This is a genomic window from Rhizobium sp. J15 (genome assembly GCF_002531825.1).
Lineage (GTDB): Bacteria > Pseudomonadota > Alphaproteobacteria > Rhizobiales > Rhizobiaceae > Rhizobium.
This window is the reverse complement of record NZ_NWSX01000028.1, coordinates 29565-45691: the sequence shown is the minus strand read 5'-3', so window position 1 is coordinate 45691 and position 16127 is coordinate 29565. Positions and strand designations below refer to the sequence as shown.

The window sequence follows — 16127 nt, the reverse complement described above, 5'->3', positions numbered from 1 at the left end:
TGGAAACACGCAAGGGGACAAAAACAAATCGCACCGGCCTTGGAAAAGGGAATGCGTTTCCGCGCGTGCAAATGCGTTCGTCGCCATAATCGTCGGTGCGACGGCAAATACTGGAGGGGGCTTGCATCGATTTTTCGGATGGGCACGCTATTTCCATGACGCACGCAATTCCGGCATGATGGCGGCCTGGTCGCCCTCGCCGGCGGATTTTCCTGCGCGCAAGCCTCCCGCCAAGGGCTTGCGCCTCATCAACGGTGTTCAAAAGGGGATATTCCATGCTGAAGAAACTCGCACTGGCCGTTTCGCTCTCCGTCTTCGCGGCGGGCGCGGTTCAGGCCGCAGACGTCGTCGTCTCGTCGAAGATCGACACGGAAGGCACGCTGCTCGGCAACGTCATTGCGCTTGCTCTCGAAGCGAACGGCATCAAAACGCAGGACCGCATCGCGCTCGGCGCCACGCCCGTCGTGCGCAAGGCGATCACCGCAGGTGAAATCGACATCTATCCCGAATATACCGGCAATGCCGGCTTCTTCTTCAATAAAGCCGACGACGTCGCCTGGAAGAACATCGATCAGGGCTACGAGCTGGCGAAGAAGCTCGACTACGACGCCAACAAGATCGTCTGGTTGACGCCCTCGCCCGCCAACAACACCTGGGCGCTCGCCGTGCGCAGCGATGTCGCCGAGCCGAACAAGCTGAAGACCCTTTCCGACTTCGGCAAATGGGTGGCCGGCGGCGGCTCCGCCAAGCTCGCCGCCTCCGCCGAATTCGTCAATTCGGCCGGCGCGCTTCCCGCCTTCCAGACGACCTACGGCTTCCAGCTGAAGCCCGACCAGATGGTCGTTCTCTCCGGCGGCGACACGGCGGCGACGATCAAGGCGGCCGCCGACCAGACGAACGGCGTCAACACCGCCATGGTCTATGGCACGGACGGCGCGATCGAAGCGGCCGAACTCACCGTTCTCGAGGACGACAAGAGCGTGCAGCAGGTCTATGCGCCGACCCCGATCATCCGCGAAGAGGTGCTGAAGGCCAACCCGAAGATCGAGGAAATTCTTTCGCCGATCTTCAAGAGCCTGACCGCCGACGAGCTGCGCAAGCTCAACGCCAAGATCCAGGTCGATGGCGAGCCGGCAAAATCCGTCGCCGAAGCCTATCTTAAGGAAAAAGGCTTCCTGAAATAATCATCGCCGCTCCGCCCGGCTGCGGGCGGAGCTTCCTTTCCCCATAAGGTTGGATCGATGCAAGAAACCTCAGCGGTCCGCAGGCTGGACCGGCTCGGCGTGGTTCTGGTGGCCGGCGGCATCGCGGCGACGGCGCTGATGCCCTTCATCTACGTGAAGGCGAACCGCATTGCCGCCGGCAAGCCGATGCTGCTGATGCAGCTTCTTCCCCAGCCTTCCGTCGTCGTCCTGACCGTCCTTCTCGCGCTCACCGCCTTCGCCGCGCTGTTCCTGCGCAATGCGGCGGGCCGGCTTGCGATCGCCACCCTCTGCCTTGCGGCGCTGATCGTTGCGATCGGTTTGGTTTCGACCGCGGCGACGCCGCCCGGCAGCACCGTTGCGCGCATGACCCCCGGCGGCGGCTTCTGGATCCTGTTTGCGGTGATCGGGCTCATTATTTCCGATGCGCTGGTGAAGATCCAGCTGGCGCCCTGGATGCAGGTTGCAGCTCTTGCGGGGTATACGGCGCTGCTCGGCATTCTGCTCGCTTCCGGCCTGCTCGACAGCCTTTCGATCATGAAGGAGTTCTCGACACGCGCAGCGCAGTTTGAGACCGAGGCGATCGCCCATCTGCTGCTGGCGCTCGGTTCGCTTGCCATCGCCATCGTTCTCGGCCTGCCGCTCGGCATCCTCTGCTTCTGGGTGCCGCGGTTGCGCGCCATCGTGCTGCAGGGCCTGAGCCTCGTCCAGACGATCCCGAGTCTGGCGCTCTTCGGGCTGCTGATGCTGCCGCTCGGCTATCTCGCCACGCATATGCCGCTCGCCGCCGCCATCGGCATCCGCGGCATCGGCACGGCGCCGGCATTGATCGCGCTCGTGCTCTATTCGCTGCTGCCGATCGTCGCCAACACCGTCGTCGGTCTGCAGGGCGTCGATCCCTCGGTGCGGGACGCGGCGGCCGGCATGGGATTGACGCGCCGGCAGATCCTCACCGGCATCGACATGCCGCTTGCCTTTCCCGTCATCCTCACCGGCATCCGCATCGTGCTGGTGCAGGCGATCGGCATGGTGACGATCGCCGCGCTGATCGGCGGCGGCGGCTTCGGCATCTTCATCTTCCAGGGGCTTGGCCAGACGGCCATGGACCTCGTCCTGCTCGGCGCCGTGCCGACCGTCTTTTTCGCCTTCTCATCGGCCGTCATCCTCGATGCGGTCATCGACAGCATCCGGGGATCCGCCGCATGACCATGATCGAGATCAGGAACGTCACCAAGCGCTATGGCGCAGCCACCGTCGTCGACAAGGTCTCGATGAGCGTCGAGAAGGGCTCGATCACCGTCATCGTCGGCACGTCGGGTTCCGGCAAATCGACGCTGATGCGGATGATCAACCGGCTGGTGCCGATCACCGAAGGTGAGATCTTCGTCGGCGGGCAGAATGTGATCGATGTCGAGGTGACCGAGCTTCGCCGCAAGATCGGTTACGCCATCCAGGGGCACGGCCTCTTCCCACACCGGACCGTGGCGCAGAATATCGCCACCGTGCCGCAGCTTCTCGATTGGGATTCCTCGCGCATTACCAGGCGGGTCGAAGAACTGCTCGGGCTTTTCAACCTCGACCCGGCGACCTTTGCCGAAAAGTATCCGCACCAGCTCTCCGGCGGCCAGCAGCAGCGCGTCGGCGTCGCCCGGGCGCTCGCCGCCGAGCCGGAGCTGCTGTTGATGGACGAACCCTTCGGCGCGCTCGATCCCGTCATCCGCGGCAAGGCGCAGGACGACCTCCTGGCGATCCAGAAACAATTCGGCACCACCATCATCCTCGTCACCCACGACATGGACGAGGCCTTCCATCTCGGCAATCAGATCGCGGTGATGAGCCAGGGCCGATTGCTGCAATGCTCGACGCCGGAAAAGATCCTGACCGAACCCGCCGATCCCTTCGTCCAGCACTTGACCGGCACCTCCGACCGGGCGCTGAAGCTGATGTCGCTGCTGCCGCTGAAGGAGAGCATGGAGCCGGCAAAGAGCGGTCTTTCCTATGCGCTGCCGCAGTCGCTCAGCCTGCGCGATGCGCTGGCCGAAATGATCTGGCAGGGGGTCGACGAGGCGACCGTACAGGATGCCGAGAAGGCGCCCGTGGGATCGATCTCGATGACGCGGCTTCTCGAACTGGGCCGCAAGGCATGAAACTCGTCGTCGCCAATCTTTTCCGGCTGGCCGCACTTGCCCTGCTGCTCATCCTGCTGTTCAGGACGGAGTGGCTTTCTCTCCTGCTCGTACCGCTGACGAGCAACAATGCGCCCGCCGTCTATACGCAGAACAGCCTTGTCTCGCTCGCCGTCGGCCATCTCGAGCTCGTCATCGGATCGATCGCCTGCAGCGCCGTGCTCGCCGTTCTCGGCGGCATCTTCGTCACGCGGGAAAGTGGTGCTGATTTTCTGCCGCTGTCGCGCGCCATCGCCAATGCCGGGCAGACTTTTCCACCTGTCGCGGTGCTGGCGCTCGCCGTTCCCGCCACCGGCTTCGGCGCCATGCCGACGCTGATCGCGCTTTTTCTCTACGGGCTGCTGCCGATCTTCGAAAACACTGTGGCAGGCTTGAAGCAGGTGCCGCCGCAGGTGCTCGACGCCGCCGACGGCATGGGCATGAACGGCGTGCAGCGGCTCTTCCGCGTAGAGCTGCCGCTTGCGCTGCCGCTGATCCTCGAAGGGCTGAAGGTCGCGACCGTGATCAATATCGGCACAGCGACAATCGGCTCGACGGTTGCGGCAAAGGGCCTCGGCGAAGTGATCATCGCCGGGCTGATTTCAGACAATACCGCCTTCATCCTGCAGGGCGGGCTGATCGTCGGCCTGATGGCGGTGCTGATCTATGACGCCATGGGCCTCATCGAAGCGGCGATCACGCGAAGAATCGGCTTGCGCGCGGCCTGACAGGACCGCTACCAAGTTTGCCACAGACAAAGCAATGGGAGGCAGACTTGGCGAAGATGATCCACTCCATGATCCGCGTTCTCGACGAGGCGCGCTCGGTCGAATTCTACAGCAAGGCTTTCGGCCTTTCCGTCGCCGACCGCATCGATTTCGAAACCTTCACGCTGATCTATATGAGCAGTGCCGAGACCGGCTTCGAGCTGGAGCTGACGGTCAACAAAGGCCGAACCGAGCCTTACGATCTCGGCAATGCCTATGGCCATCTTGCCGTCTCCGTCGAGGAAGTGGCGGTCGAGCGCGAGCGGCTGGCGAAACTGGGGCTGAAACCGGGCGAGCTGGTGGAGCTCAATCGCGACGGCAAGCTCTTCGGCCTGTTCTTCTTCATCAGCGACCCCGACGGCTACAAGATCGAAGTGCTGCAGCGCCACGGCCGGTTTCTCTAGGAAGCTTTCATGATCGAAAAGACTGAGCTTAATTCCGGCTGGACGCTCCACTGCAACGATACAGGAAGGCCCGGCCTGCCGGATACGATCCCGGCGACAGTGCCGGGCTGCGTGCATCTCGACCTTCTCGCCAACCGGCTGATCCCCGATCCCTATATCGACGTCAACGAGATCACCAACGACTGGATCGGCAAGACGGACTGGACCTATCGCTGCCGCTTCGAGGCCGCGCCCGATGATGGCAGGGTGCAGGAACTCGTCTTCGACGGGCTCGATACGATCGCGGTGATATCGCTCAACGGCGAAGAGATCGGCCGCAGCTTCAACATGCACCGCACCTATCGCTTCGATGTGTCCGGGCTGCTGAAAACAGGCGCCAACGAACTTACCGTCAGCTTCCGCTCGGCTTACGCCTATGGTGCCGAGATGGAGAAACATTACGGCTACCGTCCCAACAACTATCCGGGACCGGGCAATCTGATGCGCAAGATGGCCTGCAATTTCGGCTGGGACTGGGGGCCGACCCTGGTGACGGCGGGTCTGTGGAAACCGGTGCGGCTGGAAAGCTGGGACCGGGCGCGGCTCGCCGAGACACGGGTGTCCGCAACGCTTGCCGGCGGCGACGGATTGGTGAAGGTCTATGCCCGGCTGGCGCGGCACGGCGATCATGGGCCGTGCAGGCTTGTCGCCGAAATCGGCGGCGTGACGACGACGACTGCGATTGCGGCCGGGCAAGACGAGGTCGCTTTCGAGCTTACCCTCCCCTCGCCGCAGCTCTGGTGGCCGCATCATCTCGGGGCGCAGCCGCTCTATCCCCTAACGCTTGAACTCATCGACGATGCCGGCGGCGAGCCGCTCGATACCTACCGGCAGGCGCTCGGCTTCCGCTCGCTGAGGCTCGATACCTCGGCCGACGAACACGGCTCGGCCTTCACCTTCGTCATCAACGACGTACCGCTCTTCATCGCGGGCGCCAACTGGATTCCGGACGATTGCTTCCCCTCACGCGTGACGGCGGAGCGTTATGCCGCGCGGATCGAAGAGGCAAAGGCCGCCAATATCCACATGTTGCGCGTCTGGGGCGGCGGCATCTTCGAGCGCGACGAGTTCTACGAGGCCTGCGACCGCATGGGCATGCTGGTCTGGCAAGATTTCCTTTTTGCCTGCGCCGCCTATCCCGAAGAGGAGCCGCTGAAGAGCGAGGTCGAGGCGGAAGTGCGCGACAATGTCGTGCGGTTGATGCCGCATGCCTCGCTGATCCTCTGGAACGGCAACAACGAGAATATCTGGGGCTTCGACGAATGGGGCTGGCGGCCGATCATCAAGGCCGGTGAAAGCTGGGGGCTCGGCTATTACCTCGACCTGCTGCCGAGGCTCTGCGCCGAGCTCGACCCGGACCGGCCCTACTATCCCGGCAGCCCCTATTCCGGCTTGATGGAGATCGAGCCCAATGCCGATGCACATGGCTGCAAACATATCTGGGATGTGTGGAACGACGTCGGTTACGAGGTCTACCGCAATTACATCCCGCGCTTCTGCTCCGAATTCGGCTGGCAGGCGCCGGCCAACTGGGCGACGATCGAAGAAAGCGTGCACGACCAGCCGCTAACACCGCAATCGAACGGTGTCTTCCACCATCAGAAGGCGACGCAGGGCAATGACAAGTTGATCCGCGGCCTCGCCGGCCACCTGCCGCAACCGAAGACGATGGAGGACTGGCACTTCGCTACCCAGCTCAACCAGGCGCGCGCCATCCGTTTCGGCATCGAGCACATGCGCTCGCATCGAAATATCTGCAAGGGCGCGGTGGTCTGGCAGTTCAACGATTGTTGGCCGGTGACCTCCTGGGCCGCGCTCGATTCAGCCGGGCGCCGCAAGCCGCTCTGGTATGCGCTGAAGGCCGCCTATGATCCGCGCCTGCTGACCATCCAGCCGCGCGACGGCGGACTTGTAGCAGTGACGGTCAATGAAAGGACGCTGTTCTGGCGGGCGAAGATCAGCGGCAAGCGTTTGAAGCTCGATGGCACCGTGCTGGCCGAGTTCGAATTCTGGCGGCTGCTCTGCGACCGCTTCGAAGCGAAGGAAATTCCGCTGCCGGAAGATATCGTCAGTCCAGGCTTACCGAAGGACGAGGTCATCGTCGTCGACATGCTCGACAGGCGTGCCTTCCATTATTTCGTCGAGGATATCAAGCTTGCCCTGCCGCCGCCCCGGCTGCGTGTCGATATCGCCGGGATCGACGGCGGGTTTGCCGTCAAGGTAACCGCTGAGACTTTCCTCAAGGATCTCTGCCTGATGGCGGATCGGCTGGATCCGGATGCCGTCGTCGATTCGATGCTTGTGACGCTACTGCCGGGCGAGAGCCATGTGTTTGCGGTGAAGACGGCGAAGGTGATCGTCGCTGAAGACATTGTGGTCGGGACGGTGCTGCGGTCGACCAATGATCTTCTCGCAGGTCGGCAATAAACGCGGCCGCAACGTCTCGACTCCCTCTTCTCCCCTCGGGGAGAAGAGGACACGCCGCGACCTTCCAGTCCCTCGCACCCCGTAAGGTGCGTCTACCACATACCAAAGGCCCCGCATCGCACGGGGCCCTTCCAGCTCGGTCCATCGGACGCGAATTACATCCAGTAGGGCGGCACGCCGTAGTAATCATAGACCCGGCGGCCATTATCGTTGTACCAGGTGTCGTCATCGTCCGAATAGCTTGGTGCGCCTTCGATCTGTTCCTTCGTCAGGTCGATGCGATAGCCATCCAGCTGGGTGTCGTAGTTCAGCTTTTCCCAGGGAAGCGGATAGTGATCGTGGCCGATGCCCAGGAAGCCGCCGAAGCTCAGCACGGCATAGGCGACGCGGCCGTCGCGCTTCCCGATGATCAGGCGTTCGATTGAGCCGATATGCCGGCCATCCGCACCATAGACGCGGGTGCCTTCGACGCGGTCGCTGGCGATCAGCGAATGCGTATCCTTGACATCAGGGTCGCGGCGGCTGGCATCGGTTTCCTCGTTCAACATTGTGCACCTCCTTTGGTGTTCCTCATGATGAGTTATGAAGAATCAAACGTCATGGCGGATTCAAAGTTCCCGGTCTTTGCCATCATCTTGCGAACGGCGATTGTTGACGTTTACGTCAAGGTTAGTATAGCTTCAATCTCGGCTTGAACCATTCAGGCATTGGCATAAGCTGCCGGACTGGAAGATGGAGGATACTTCCAGTCGATTCCCGGCCAGAGCCGGCGCGGCGGCCGCAAGGGAGAGAAAACACGATGAACAGCATTTCCGCCCATCCGAACGGCGCCAAGCCTGACAAACCCTGGCTTGCCTCCTATCCGGATATCGTTCCCGCCGAGCTTCCGCCGCCGGAACATGCATCGCTGGCGGAGCTGCTCGAAAAATCCTGCACGCATTACTCCGACCGAATCGCCTTTTCCAGCATGGGCAAGGCGATGAGCTACCGCGAACTGGAAAGCCAGACGCGCAAGGTCGCCGCCTGGCTGCAGAGCATCGGTCTTCAGAAGGGCGACCGCGTGGCTGTGATGATGCCGAATGTGCTGCAGAACCCGATCACGACCTACGGCATCCTGCGCGCCGGCCTCGTCGTGGTGAACGTCAATCCGCTCTATACACCGCGCGAGCTCGAGCACCAGCTGCGGGATTCCGGCGCCAAGGCGATCTTCGTCCTGGAGAATTTCGCCCGCACCGTCGAGCAGGTTCTCAACAAGACGGATCTGCGCCACGTCGTCGTCACCTCGCTCGGCGAGATGCTGGGGCCCAAGGGACTGATCGTCAATTTCGTCGTGCGCAAAGTGAAAAAGCTCGTTCCCTCCTGGTCGATCCCTCAGCACAGGAGCTTCGGCCAGGTGCTGCGCGAAGGCGCCGGCAAGAAACTGCAGCCGGTTGCACTTGACGGCGGCGACATCGCCTTTCTGCAATATACGGGGGGGACGACTGGTGTCGCCAAGGGCGCTGTGCTGACACATCAAAACCTGCTCGCCAACAAGCTGCAGCTGTCGCTCTGGCTCCGATCCGCCTTCGAACGCAAGAAGCAGCCGGAGGTGCTGAACTTCCTCTGCGCCTTGCCGCTCTATCACATCTTCGCGCTGACGGTGAATTCGCTGATGGGCATGTCGCTTGGCGCCCACAATATCCTGATCGCCAATCCGCGCGACATTCCCGGCCTCGTCAAGGAATTCGGCAAGTCGAACATCCACATCTTCCCCGGCCTCAACACGCTGTTCAACGCGCTGATGAACAATGCCGATTTCGCCAAGCTCGACTTTTCCTCGCTGACCATGTCGCTCGGCGGCGGCATGGCCGTGCAACGTCCAGTCGCCGAACGCTGGCTTGATATGACCGGCACGGCGATAACGGAAGGCTACGGCCTTTCCGAGACGTCGCCGGTCGCTACCGCCAACCGCTTCGATTCGCCTGAATTCACCGGTTCGATCGGCCTGCCTATCCCTTCCACCGAACTCGACATCCGTGACGAGGCCGGTCAATCCCTGCCGCTCGGCGAAATCGGCGAGATCTGCATCCGCGGACCGCAGGTGATGGCCGGCTACTGGCAGAAGCCGGAAGAAACGGCGCGGGTGATGACCGCCGACGGCTATTTCCGCTCCGGCGACATGGGTTTCATGGACGAACGCGGCTACACCAAGATCGTCGACCGCAAGAAGGACATGATCCTCGTCTCGGGCTTCAACGTCTATCCGAATGAGATCGAGGAAGTCGCCGCCATGCATGCCGGCATTCTCGAGGCCGCGGCGATCGGCGTGCCGGACGGACATTCCGGCGAGGCGGTGAAGCTCTTCGTCGTCAGGAAGGACCCGAACCTGACGGAAGCGGAGGTGAAAGCCCATTGCACCGCCAACCTGACCAACTACAAGCGCCCGCGCTTCATCGAATTCCGCACCGAACTGCCGAAGTCGCCGGTTGGTAAGATCCTGCGCAAGGACCTGCGCGGCTGAATTTGACAAGCTCATGAAATTTAAAGCCATCCGCTTGCCGCGGGTGGCTTTTTTCATATTGGAGCGGCGGCTGAACTTGATTTGCGCCCGATAAAGCGAATAGTTTCCGCAACCCTTTCCGCCTCCAAAGGAGCCTCCCATGAACGCCATCGTCGACCAGCTGAAAAGCACCGCTGATGCCACCAAGGCAACCGATCTCCATGCGGCCTTCGCCGCCGATCCGCAGCGCTTCTCACGTTTCTCCGTCTCGCTCGACGATCTCCTGATGGATTTTTCCAAGACGGCGGTGAACGACGAGATCCTGAAGCTTCTGGTCAAGCTCGCCGAAGAAGGCGGTGTCGAGAAGAAGCGCGAGGAGATGTTCTCCGGCAAGGCGATCAATTTCACCGAGGAGCGCGCCGTCCTGCACACTGCGTTGCGCAACCGGTCGAACACGCCGGTTCTGGTCGAGGGCAAGGATGTCATGCCCGATGTCAACGCCGTGCTCGCCGCCATGGGCAAATTCGCCGACGCGATCCGCTCCGGCGCGCTGAAGGGCGCGACCGGCAAGGCGATCACCGATGTCATCAATATCGGCATCGGCGGCTCCGATCTCGGCCCTGTCATGGCGACGCTCGCGCTTGCTCCCTTCCATGACGGCCCGCGCGCCCATTTCGTTTCCAATATCGACGGCGCCCATATCGCCGATATCCTGAAGCTCGTTCAGCCCGAGACGACGCTCTTCATCGTCGCCTCGAAGACCTTCACGACAGTGGAGACGATGACCAATGCGCAGACGGCGCGCAGTTTCATCGCCAAGGCGCTCGGCGAGGCGGCCGTGCAGCATCACTTCGCTGCCGTCTCGACGGCGCTCGACAAGGTCGCCGCCTTCGGCATCGACAGCGCCCGCGTCTTCGGCTTCTGGGATTGGGTCGGCGGCCGTTATTCGATCTGGTCGGCCATCGGCCTGCCGCTGATGATCGCCATCGGGCCTGAGAATTTCGGCAAGTTCCTCGACGGCGCCCATGCCATCGACAATCACTTCCGTAAGGCACCGGTTACCGAAAACCTGCCGATGCTGCTTGGCCTGATCGGCTTCTACCACCGCAATGTGCTCGGTTATCCCACCCGCGCCATCCTGCCTTACGACCAGCGCCTGTCGCGCTTCCCGGCTTATTTGCAGCAGCTCGACATGGAATCGAACGGCAAGGGCGTGACGATCGACGGCACGCCGGTCGAGGGCAATTCCGGCCCGGTCGTCTGGGGCGAGCCCGGCACCAACGGCCAGCACGCCTTCTACCAGCTCATCCATCAGGGCACGAGCATCATCCCGGCCGAGTTCATGATCGCCGCCAATGCCTTCGAGCCGGAGCTGCGCCATCAGCACCAGCTGCTGATCTCCAACGTTCTCGCCCAATCGGAAGCGCTGATGAAGGGCCGCACCTTCGCGGAAGCCAAGAAGCAGCTGACCGACAAGGGCATGGACGACAAGAAGGCGGATTTCATTGCCCCGCACCGCGTCTTCCAGGGCAACCGTCCGTCGATCACCTTCGTCTACGACAAGCTGACGCCCTACGCGCTCGGCCGCCTGATCGCGCTTTACGAACATCGCGTCTTCGTCGAAGGCGTGCTCTTCCGCATCAACTCCTTCGACCAGTGGGGCGTCGAGCTCGGCAAGGAACTGGCGACGGGCCTGCTGCCCGTGGTGGAAGGCAAAGAGAGCGCGGCATCACATGATTCCTCGACGCAGGGCCTAGTTGCGGCGCTGGCGAAGCTGGCGAAGTGAGCGCTAGAGGGGACAGCGCGTCACCTCATGCTAGCCAAGAGGTCGGGCAACCGTCCGCCCGCCCTCCGCACCTGTCCGTTTGGAGCCGTCCGCGACGGACTGTGACTCGAGCCCGCGACTTATGGGTTTGAGCTCGCGGCTGCCTCTGACATCGCAAATTTCGGCGTGCTGATGCACCTGACCGCGCGACGCGCTCGTCGTGCGGAATCCGGATTGATTGTTCTTCTAATGCAAAATCGTAGAAAGAATTCTTTCAATCCGCTGAAATCGCCCTAGATTTAAGCAAATTCTGTTCGGCAACGCTCCGTTCATTGCTTCCGCTGGCATGCGCCAGGCCGCTCGCGTCCGGGTCGGCTGTTTGATGCCGCGCCTGCACTGCACGGTCCCTGCCAAGTTCAGAAGATGCCCAAAGGCGCTCGTCATACAGCGTTTTCATGTCCATCTTCGCAAAAGGAAGCTCATGAGCCGTCTTGTCGTCGTTTCCAATCGTGTTCCCATGCCGGCCAAGGATGGGAGTGCGCCTGCCGGCGGTCTCGCCGTGGCGCTACAGGCAGCTCTGCAGGAGCGCGGCGGCATCTGGATGGGATGGTCGGGAGAGTCGAGCGGAGACAGGGAGCCCGGCCCGCTGTCGCAGCTGCAAAAGGGCAACATCACCTATGCGCTGACCGATCTCACCGACACCGACGTCGAGGAATATTATCGCGGCTTTGCAAACCGCGTTCTCTGGCCCATCTGCCATTATCGCCTGGACCTCGCCGAATATGGGCGGAAGGAAATGGCCGGCTATTTCCGCGTCAACCGCTTCTTCGCGCACCGGCTGGCGCCGATGATCCAGCCGGACGACATCATCTGGGTTCATGACTACCATCTCATTCCGCTCGCGGCGGAACTGCGCCAGATGGGGCTGAAGAACCGCATCGGCTTCTTCCTGCACATTCCCTGGCCACCGGCCGATATTCTCGTCACGATGCCCGTGCACGAGGAGATCATGCGCGGCCTTTCGCACTACGATCTCGTCGGCTTCCAGACAGACTACGACCTCCAGAATTTCGCCGGATATCTCAGAAGGGAGGGCGTCGGCGACGACCTCGGAAATGGTTTGTTCGAATCGCATGGGCGGATCTTCAGGGCCGGCGCCTACCCGATCGGGATCGAAACCGCCGCCTTTGCCGAATTCGCCGAAGGCGCCGCAAACAACGTCATGGTGCAAAAGACCCGGCGCAGCATCGAAGGCCGGGACATGATCATCGGGGTCGACCGGCTCGATTATTCGAAGGGCATCATTCAGCGGCTGGAAGCGTTCGAGCGCTTCATCACCAGCAATCCGGCCTACCAGAACAAGGTGACCTTTCTGCAGGTCACGCCGAAATCGCGATCGGAAGTTCCCGAATACGAGCATATGCAGAAGATGGTCGCCGAACAGGCCGGCCGGGTGAACGGCGCGGTCGGAACGGTCGACTGGGTGCCGATCCGCTACGTCAACCGCTCGATCAGCCGCAACGTGCTTGCCGGCCTCTTCCGGCTGGCGACAATCGGGCTCGTCACGCCGTTGCGCGACGGTATGAACCTCGTCGCCAAGGAATATGTCGCCGCCCAGGATCCGGATCGCCCTGGTGTCTTGGTGCTGTCACGCTTTGCCGGCGCCGCACGCGAGCTGAAGGGCGCGCTGCTCGTCAATCCCTATGATGTCGAAGGCACCGCCAACGCCATCGCCAGGGGCCTTGCCATGTCCCTCGAGGAGCGCCGCGACCGCTGGCGCATGATGATGGAGCATCTGCTCTCGCACGACGTGTCGCTGTGGTGCAAAGATTTCCTAAGGGATCTGGTGGCTGGACCGAGTTCCGACCGGAGCGGGGCAGAGGGGTAGCCTCTTGGTCGATGGCTGGGCGCGACCGCGCGAAGAATGCAATCTCCTGCAGATCATGTGCTGGTTGGCGCCGGAAACAGGGCGTCGAGACGTTGCGGCATATTCCCTTCTCCCCGATGGGTCTATCAGATGCACACATCTCAACTCGGCACCGAATGAAGCTCATGTATCGGGGTCTTATTCAACCAATAACGGTTGATTTTGAAGTATTGAGCCCATTTTCCGAGTCGGAAGAAGATAGTCGGCTAACCTTTTTATCTGGATGCAAGCTATTGAAATTATTGCATCTTATCCGATGTGTGAATCTAATAGCCCCATCGGGGAGAAGGTGCCGGCAGGCGGATGAGGGGGCCGCCCGGCACAAGCCTCACATCAAACCTAATCCAAACTCCATGCCGCGCTGTCCTGAACGAGGTCGAAATGATTTCAGCGCGGCTGAATCCGCCGGGCGCTATTAAGACCGGCATGGCCGGCCCCCGCATCCGCCCTACGGGCACCTTCTCCCCGCTGGGGAGAAGGGGGAATCGCGCGGTTGAGCCTTGTTCTAGAGACCGATTTCACGCGCCCAGGGCGGATTGGCGCCGGCGCGGGAGACGGTGACGGCGGCGGCTTTGGCGCCGAGCGCCAGGGCGTTGCGCAGCGCCTGCTCGTCCAAATTGGCAACCTGCAGCTTGGTCAGCAGGCCATCCATCTTCAAGGAAGCCAGCACGCCCGCATCGAAAGTGTCGCCGGCACCGACCGTATCGACCACTGCGACGCGCTCGCTCGGCACCGTCACCTTGCGATCCCTGGTGTAGCCGGAAGCGCCCTCGGCGCCCTTGGTAATGACGACAAGCTTGGCGCCGTGATCGAGCCAATGAGCGGCGAGCGTATCATGATCGCCGGAAAGGCCGAACCAGTCGAGGTCCTCATCGGAGAACTTCACGATGTCGGACTTGGCGGCCATGCGCTTGATGCGGGCCATATGCGCCGGCTTGTCCTTGATGAAACCGGGGCGGATATTCGGATCGAGCGAGATGACGCGCGCGGCCGCTTCGCGGTCGAGCAGCGCTTCGTAGGTTTCGCCGCAGGGGCTCGGGATCAGGCTGATCGCGCCGAAATGCAGCGCTTCGCAATCGTCACCGAGGGTGGGCAGGTCGGCTTCGGTGATCATGCGGCCGGCGGTGCCCTCGTCGTAGAAGGCATAGGTCGCCTGGCCGTTGACCAGCTTGACGAAGGCGATGGTCGAGGGGCGCTGCGTGATGGCGCAGGGGCTGTAATCGACATTGCTCGCCTTCAGCGTCGCAAGCAGGATTTCGCCCATCATGTCGTCGGCAATACCGGTGAAGAAGGCCGTGGGTATGCCGAGGCGTCCGAGCGCGATCGCGGTGTTGAAGATCGCGCCGCCGGCATAGGGCGCAAAACCCTTTTCACCAAGGGTCGTGTCCCTCGGCAACATGTCGATCAAGGCTTCGCCGCAGCACAAAATCATCGAATTCCTCCCACAGGGCCTACGCGTTCTTCAATCGATTTAAGCGAGCTTTTGTCAAAAGGCTAGAGCGAAAGCTCACTGACGCCACCATTCCTTGCCGACCAGGCCAGCGGTGCATCGAGGAAGGCCTCGACTTCCGACAATGTCCTGTCGTCGAAGAGCTTCTGCGCCTTGGCGACCGCAAGCACATTGCGCCAGGTGGAGATGTGATGCAGCCGGACCTTGCCGTCGGTGAAGCGCTGTTGGCCGAAGATGTCATAGAAGAACAGGGCGATGCCATGATCGACGATGCCGCCGGCAGCGCGGACCGCATCGATGAACTTGAACATGCTGCCGCCCGCCGTCGTCAGGTCTTCAATGACGAGCACGCGCGAACCTTCCGGCATATTGCCTTCGATCTGGGCATTGCGGCCATGGCCCTTCGGCTGCTTGCGCACATAAATCATCGGCAGGCCGAGGCGGTCGGCGAGCAGGGCGGCGAAGGGGATGCCAGCCGTCTCGCCGCCGGCGATGCAATCGAACTGCTCGAAGCCGGCATCGCGCAGCAGCGTGCTGGCGGCGAAATCCATCACCGTCGAGCGGATGCGCGGGAAGGAGAGCAGCTTGCGGCAATCGATATAAACGGGGCTCGCCATGCCGGAAGAGAGCTTGTAGGGCTGTGCGGCATTGAAATGCACCGCCTTGATCTCCCAGAGCATCCTGGCTACCAGTTCGGCCATCACGGCGCGGTCGGGAAACGTGGTCTGGATCATACGGCCCTCCTTCGGTTTTGCTTCCCTGCGGCAATAGCAGCAAGAGCCGGCGGTTTCCAGACACAACGGAGCCGTCAGGCAAGCAGCCGGCCAATATCCGCAACCTGCATCTTCTTGAAGAGCGCAATTGCCTGTGCGCCCTCCCCCTCGTCCAGTGAAACCGCATAGCGGACGGCGGCAGCGAGGAGCTGCATCGTCAGCCGGGCGATCGCCAGAAGCTCGGCCTCGGTCCGCGCCGGCCACAAGAGGCGCAGCACCGAGAATAAGGCTTGCGCATGGAATTCCATGTCCTCGGCATCGACCTGCTGAAGAAGCTTGTCCGTGTGGGTCGCATGCCAGATATCGCGCATGACGGGCTCGCGGCGGAAGAAGGCGTAATATTCGTCCGCGATCGTGCAAAGCGCGGCGTGCAGAGTCTCGGGGTCCGTCACCTTGGCCAATTCGTCGGCCACACATTGGCGGCCCTGCTCGTTGAAGCGCTCGGCCAGGGTGCGGATGATCGAGGTCTTATCCGGGAAATATTGATAGAGGGCGCCGAAGGAAAGTTCTGCCTTTTCAACGATCTCGCTCATCTTCAAGGCATCGCTGCCATTAATTTCGATGAGCTCGGACGCAACCGTGAGGATCTTTTCGAAGCGCTCGCGTCCGCGCTGCTGGCTCGGAATGCGGCGCGGCTGGCCGATCTGTTCCGGCGATCTTCTGCGCGTTGCGGCTGGTTGCTCCGACATCGCTTCTCCTTTGACGGTTGACAAAGAAAATAAGAGAGTT

General features: G+C 61.9%; 14 protein-coding genes. 9 read left to right on the top strand and 5 right to left on the bottom strand.

The genetic code is table 11. The annotated features are described in order from the left end of the window. Window positions 1-275 precede the first annotated feature (275 nt). Genes CO670_RS21735 through CO670_RS21710 form a run of 6 tightly spaced genes read left to right on the top strand, consistent with a single transcriptional unit; the run spans window position 276 to window position 7004 of the window. Window positions 276-1184 (top strand): ABC transporter substrate-binding protein, encoded by a 909-nt coding sequence (locus CO670_RS21735; RefSeq protein ID WP_097592161.1) that lies wholly within the window; start codon window positions 276-278, stop codon window positions 1182-1184. Between the two features lie 57 nt (window positions 1185-1241). Next, window positions 1242-2408, top strand: coding sequence for an ABC transporter permease (locus CO670_RS21730; protein WP_097592160.1), 1167 nt, complete (start codon window positions 1242-1244; stop codon window positions 2406-2408). After that, window positions 2405-3349, top strand: coding sequence for an ABC transporter ATP-binding protein (locus CO670_RS21725; RefSeq protein ID WP_097592159.1), 945 nt, complete (start codon window positions 2405-2407; stop codon window positions 3347-3349). Before CO670_RS21730 ends, CO670_RS21725 begins: the two co-directional genes overlap by 4 nt. Continuing rightward, window positions 3346-4095: an ABC transporter permease gene (locus tag CO670_RS21720; RefSeq protein ID WP_097592158.1), complete on the top strand. Its 750-nt coding sequence runs from the start codon at window positions 3346-3348 to the stop codon at window positions 4093-4095. Before CO670_RS21725 ends, CO670_RS21720 begins: the two co-directional genes overlap by 4 nt. Before the next feature lie 47 nt (window positions 4096-4142). Then, window positions 4143-4538 carry a VOC family protein gene (locus tag CO670_RS21715; RefSeq protein WP_097592157.1) on the top strand — a complete coding sequence of 132 codons (396 nt, stop codon included), beginning with the start codon at window positions 4143-4145 and terminating at the stop codon, window positions 4536-4538. A 9-nt stretch (window positions 4539-4547) separates the two neighbouring features. Then, window positions 4548-7004, top strand: coding sequence for a glycoside hydrolase family 2 protein (locus CO670_RS21710; protein ID WP_097592156.1), 2457 nt, complete (start codon window positions 4548-4550; stop codon window positions 7002-7004). 155 nt (window positions 7005-7159) lie between these two features. On the opposite strand, the gene CO670_RS21705 is transcribed toward CO670_RS21710, so the two are convergent. After that, the gene (locus CO670_RS21705; protein ID WP_097592155.1) at window positions 7160-7552 is read right to left on the bottom strand and encodes a PRC-barrel domain-containing protein; all 393 of its coding nucleotides are present in this window, start codon (window positions 7550-7552) and stop codon (window positions 7160-7162) included. A 251-nt stretch (window positions 7553-7803) separates the two neighbouring features. On the opposite strand from CO670_RS21705, the gene CO670_RS21700 reads away from it, so the two are divergent. Together CO670_RS21700 and pgi are read left to right on the top strand one after the other, a co-directional pair. Then, window positions 7804-9504, top strand: a complete 1701-nt coding sequence (locus CO670_RS21700; RefSeq protein WP_097592154.1) for a long-chain fatty acid--CoA ligase — start codon at window positions 7804-7806, stop codon at window positions 9502-9504. A 139-nt stretch (window positions 9505-9643) separates the two neighbouring features. Then, window positions 9644-11269, top strand: a complete 1626-nt coding sequence (pgi, locus tag CO670_RS21695) for a glucose-6-phosphate isomerase (protein WP_097592153.1) — start codon at window positions 9644-9646, stop codon at window positions 11267-11269. Between the two features lie 253 nt (window positions 11270-11522). Here the strand turns inward: pgi and CO670_RS32625 are convergent, their stop codons facing one another. Further along, window positions 11523-11705 carry a hypothetical protein gene (locus CO670_RS32625; RefSeq protein ID WP_141502354.1) on the bottom strand — a complete coding sequence of 61 codons (183 nt, stop codon included), beginning with the start codon at window positions 11703-11705 and terminating at the stop codon, window positions 11523-11525. A 24-nt stretch (window positions 11706-11729) separates the two neighbouring features. Here CO670_RS32625 and otsA point away from each other — a divergent pair, with 24 nt between their 5' ends. After that, entirely contained in the window at window positions 11730-13136 is a 1407-nt protein-coding gene (gene otsA / locus CO670_RS21690; RefSeq protein ID WP_097592152.1) for an alpha,alpha-trehalose-phosphate synthase (UDP-forming), read from the top strand. A 544-nt stretch (window positions 13137-13680) separates the two neighbouring features. Here the strand turns inward: otsA and CO670_RS21685 are convergent. The 3 genes from CO670_RS21685 to CO670_RS21675 form a co-directional block, all read right to left on the bottom strand. Then, on the bottom strand, window positions 13681-14607 hold the full coding sequence (locus CO670_RS21685) for a carbohydrate kinase (protein WP_097592151.1): 927 nt from the start codon (window positions 14605-14607) through the stop codon (window positions 13681-13683). A 62-nt stretch (window positions 14608-14669) separates the two neighbouring features. Then, the gene (locus tag CO670_RS21680; RefSeq protein ID WP_097592150.1) at window positions 14670-15359 is read right to left on the bottom strand and encodes an orotate phosphoribosyltransferase; all 690 of its coding nucleotides are present in this window, start codon (window positions 15357-15359) and stop codon (window positions 14670-14672) included. Between the two features lie 74 nt (window positions 15360-15433). Then, window positions 15434-16087 carry a TetR/AcrR family transcriptional regulator gene (locus tag CO670_RS21675; RefSeq protein ID WP_097592149.1) on the bottom strand — a complete coding sequence of 218 codons (654 nt, stop codon included), beginning with the start codon at window positions 16085-16087 and terminating at the stop codon, window positions 15434-15436. Between the last annotated feature and the right edge of the window lie 40 nt (window positions 16088-16127).

Coding starts and splice junctions, on each gene's coding strand:
- CO670_RS21720 (WP_097592158.1), top strand. CDS start 3,346: ATGAAACTCGTCGTCGCCAATCTTTTCCGGCTGGCCGCACTTGCCCTG.
- otsA (WP_097592152.1), top strand. CDS start 11,730: ATGAGCCGTCTTGTCGTCGTTTCCAATCGTGTTCCCATGCCGGCCAAG.
- CO670_RS21735 (WP_097592161.1), top strand. CDS start 276: ATGCTGAAGAAACTCGCACTGGCCGTTTCGCTCTCCGTCTTCGCGGCG.
- CO670_RS21675 (WP_097592149.1), bottom strand. CDS start 16,087: ATGTCGGAGCAACCAGCCGCAACGCGCAGAAGATCGCCGGAACAGATC.
- CO670_RS21680 (WP_097592150.1), bottom strand. CDS start 15,359: ATGATCCAGACCACGTTTCCCGACCGCGCCGTGATGGCCGAACTGGTA.
- CO670_RS21700 (WP_097592154.1), top strand. CDS start 7,804: ATGAACAGCATTTCCGCCCATCCGAACGGCGCCAAGCCTGACAAACCC.
- CO670_RS21710 (WP_097592156.1), top strand. CDS start 4,548: ATGATCGAAAAGACTGAGCTTAATTCCGGCTGGACGCTCCACTGCAAC.
- CO670_RS21705 (WP_097592155.1), bottom strand. CDS start 7,552: ATGTTGAACGAGGAAACCGATGCCAGCCGCCGCGACCCTGATGTCAAG.
- pgi (WP_097592153.1), top strand. CDS start 9,644: ATGAACGCCATCGTCGACCAGCTGAAAAGCACCGCTGATGCCACCAAG.
- CO670_RS32625 (WP_141502354.1), bottom strand. CDS start 11,705: ATGAAAACGCTGTATGACGAGCGCCTTTGGGCATCTTCTGAACTTGGC.
- CO670_RS21725 (WP_097592159.1), top strand. CDS start 2,405: ATGACCATGATCGAGATCAGGAACGTCACCAAGCGCTATGGCGCAGCC.
- CO670_RS21685 (WP_097592151.1), bottom strand. CDS start 14,607: ATGATTTTGTGCTGCGGCGAAGCCTTGATCGACATGTTGCCGAGGGAC.
- CO670_RS21730 (WP_097592160.1), top strand. CDS start 1,242: ATGCAAGAAACCTCAGCGGTCCGCAGGCTGGACCGGCTCGGCGTGGTT.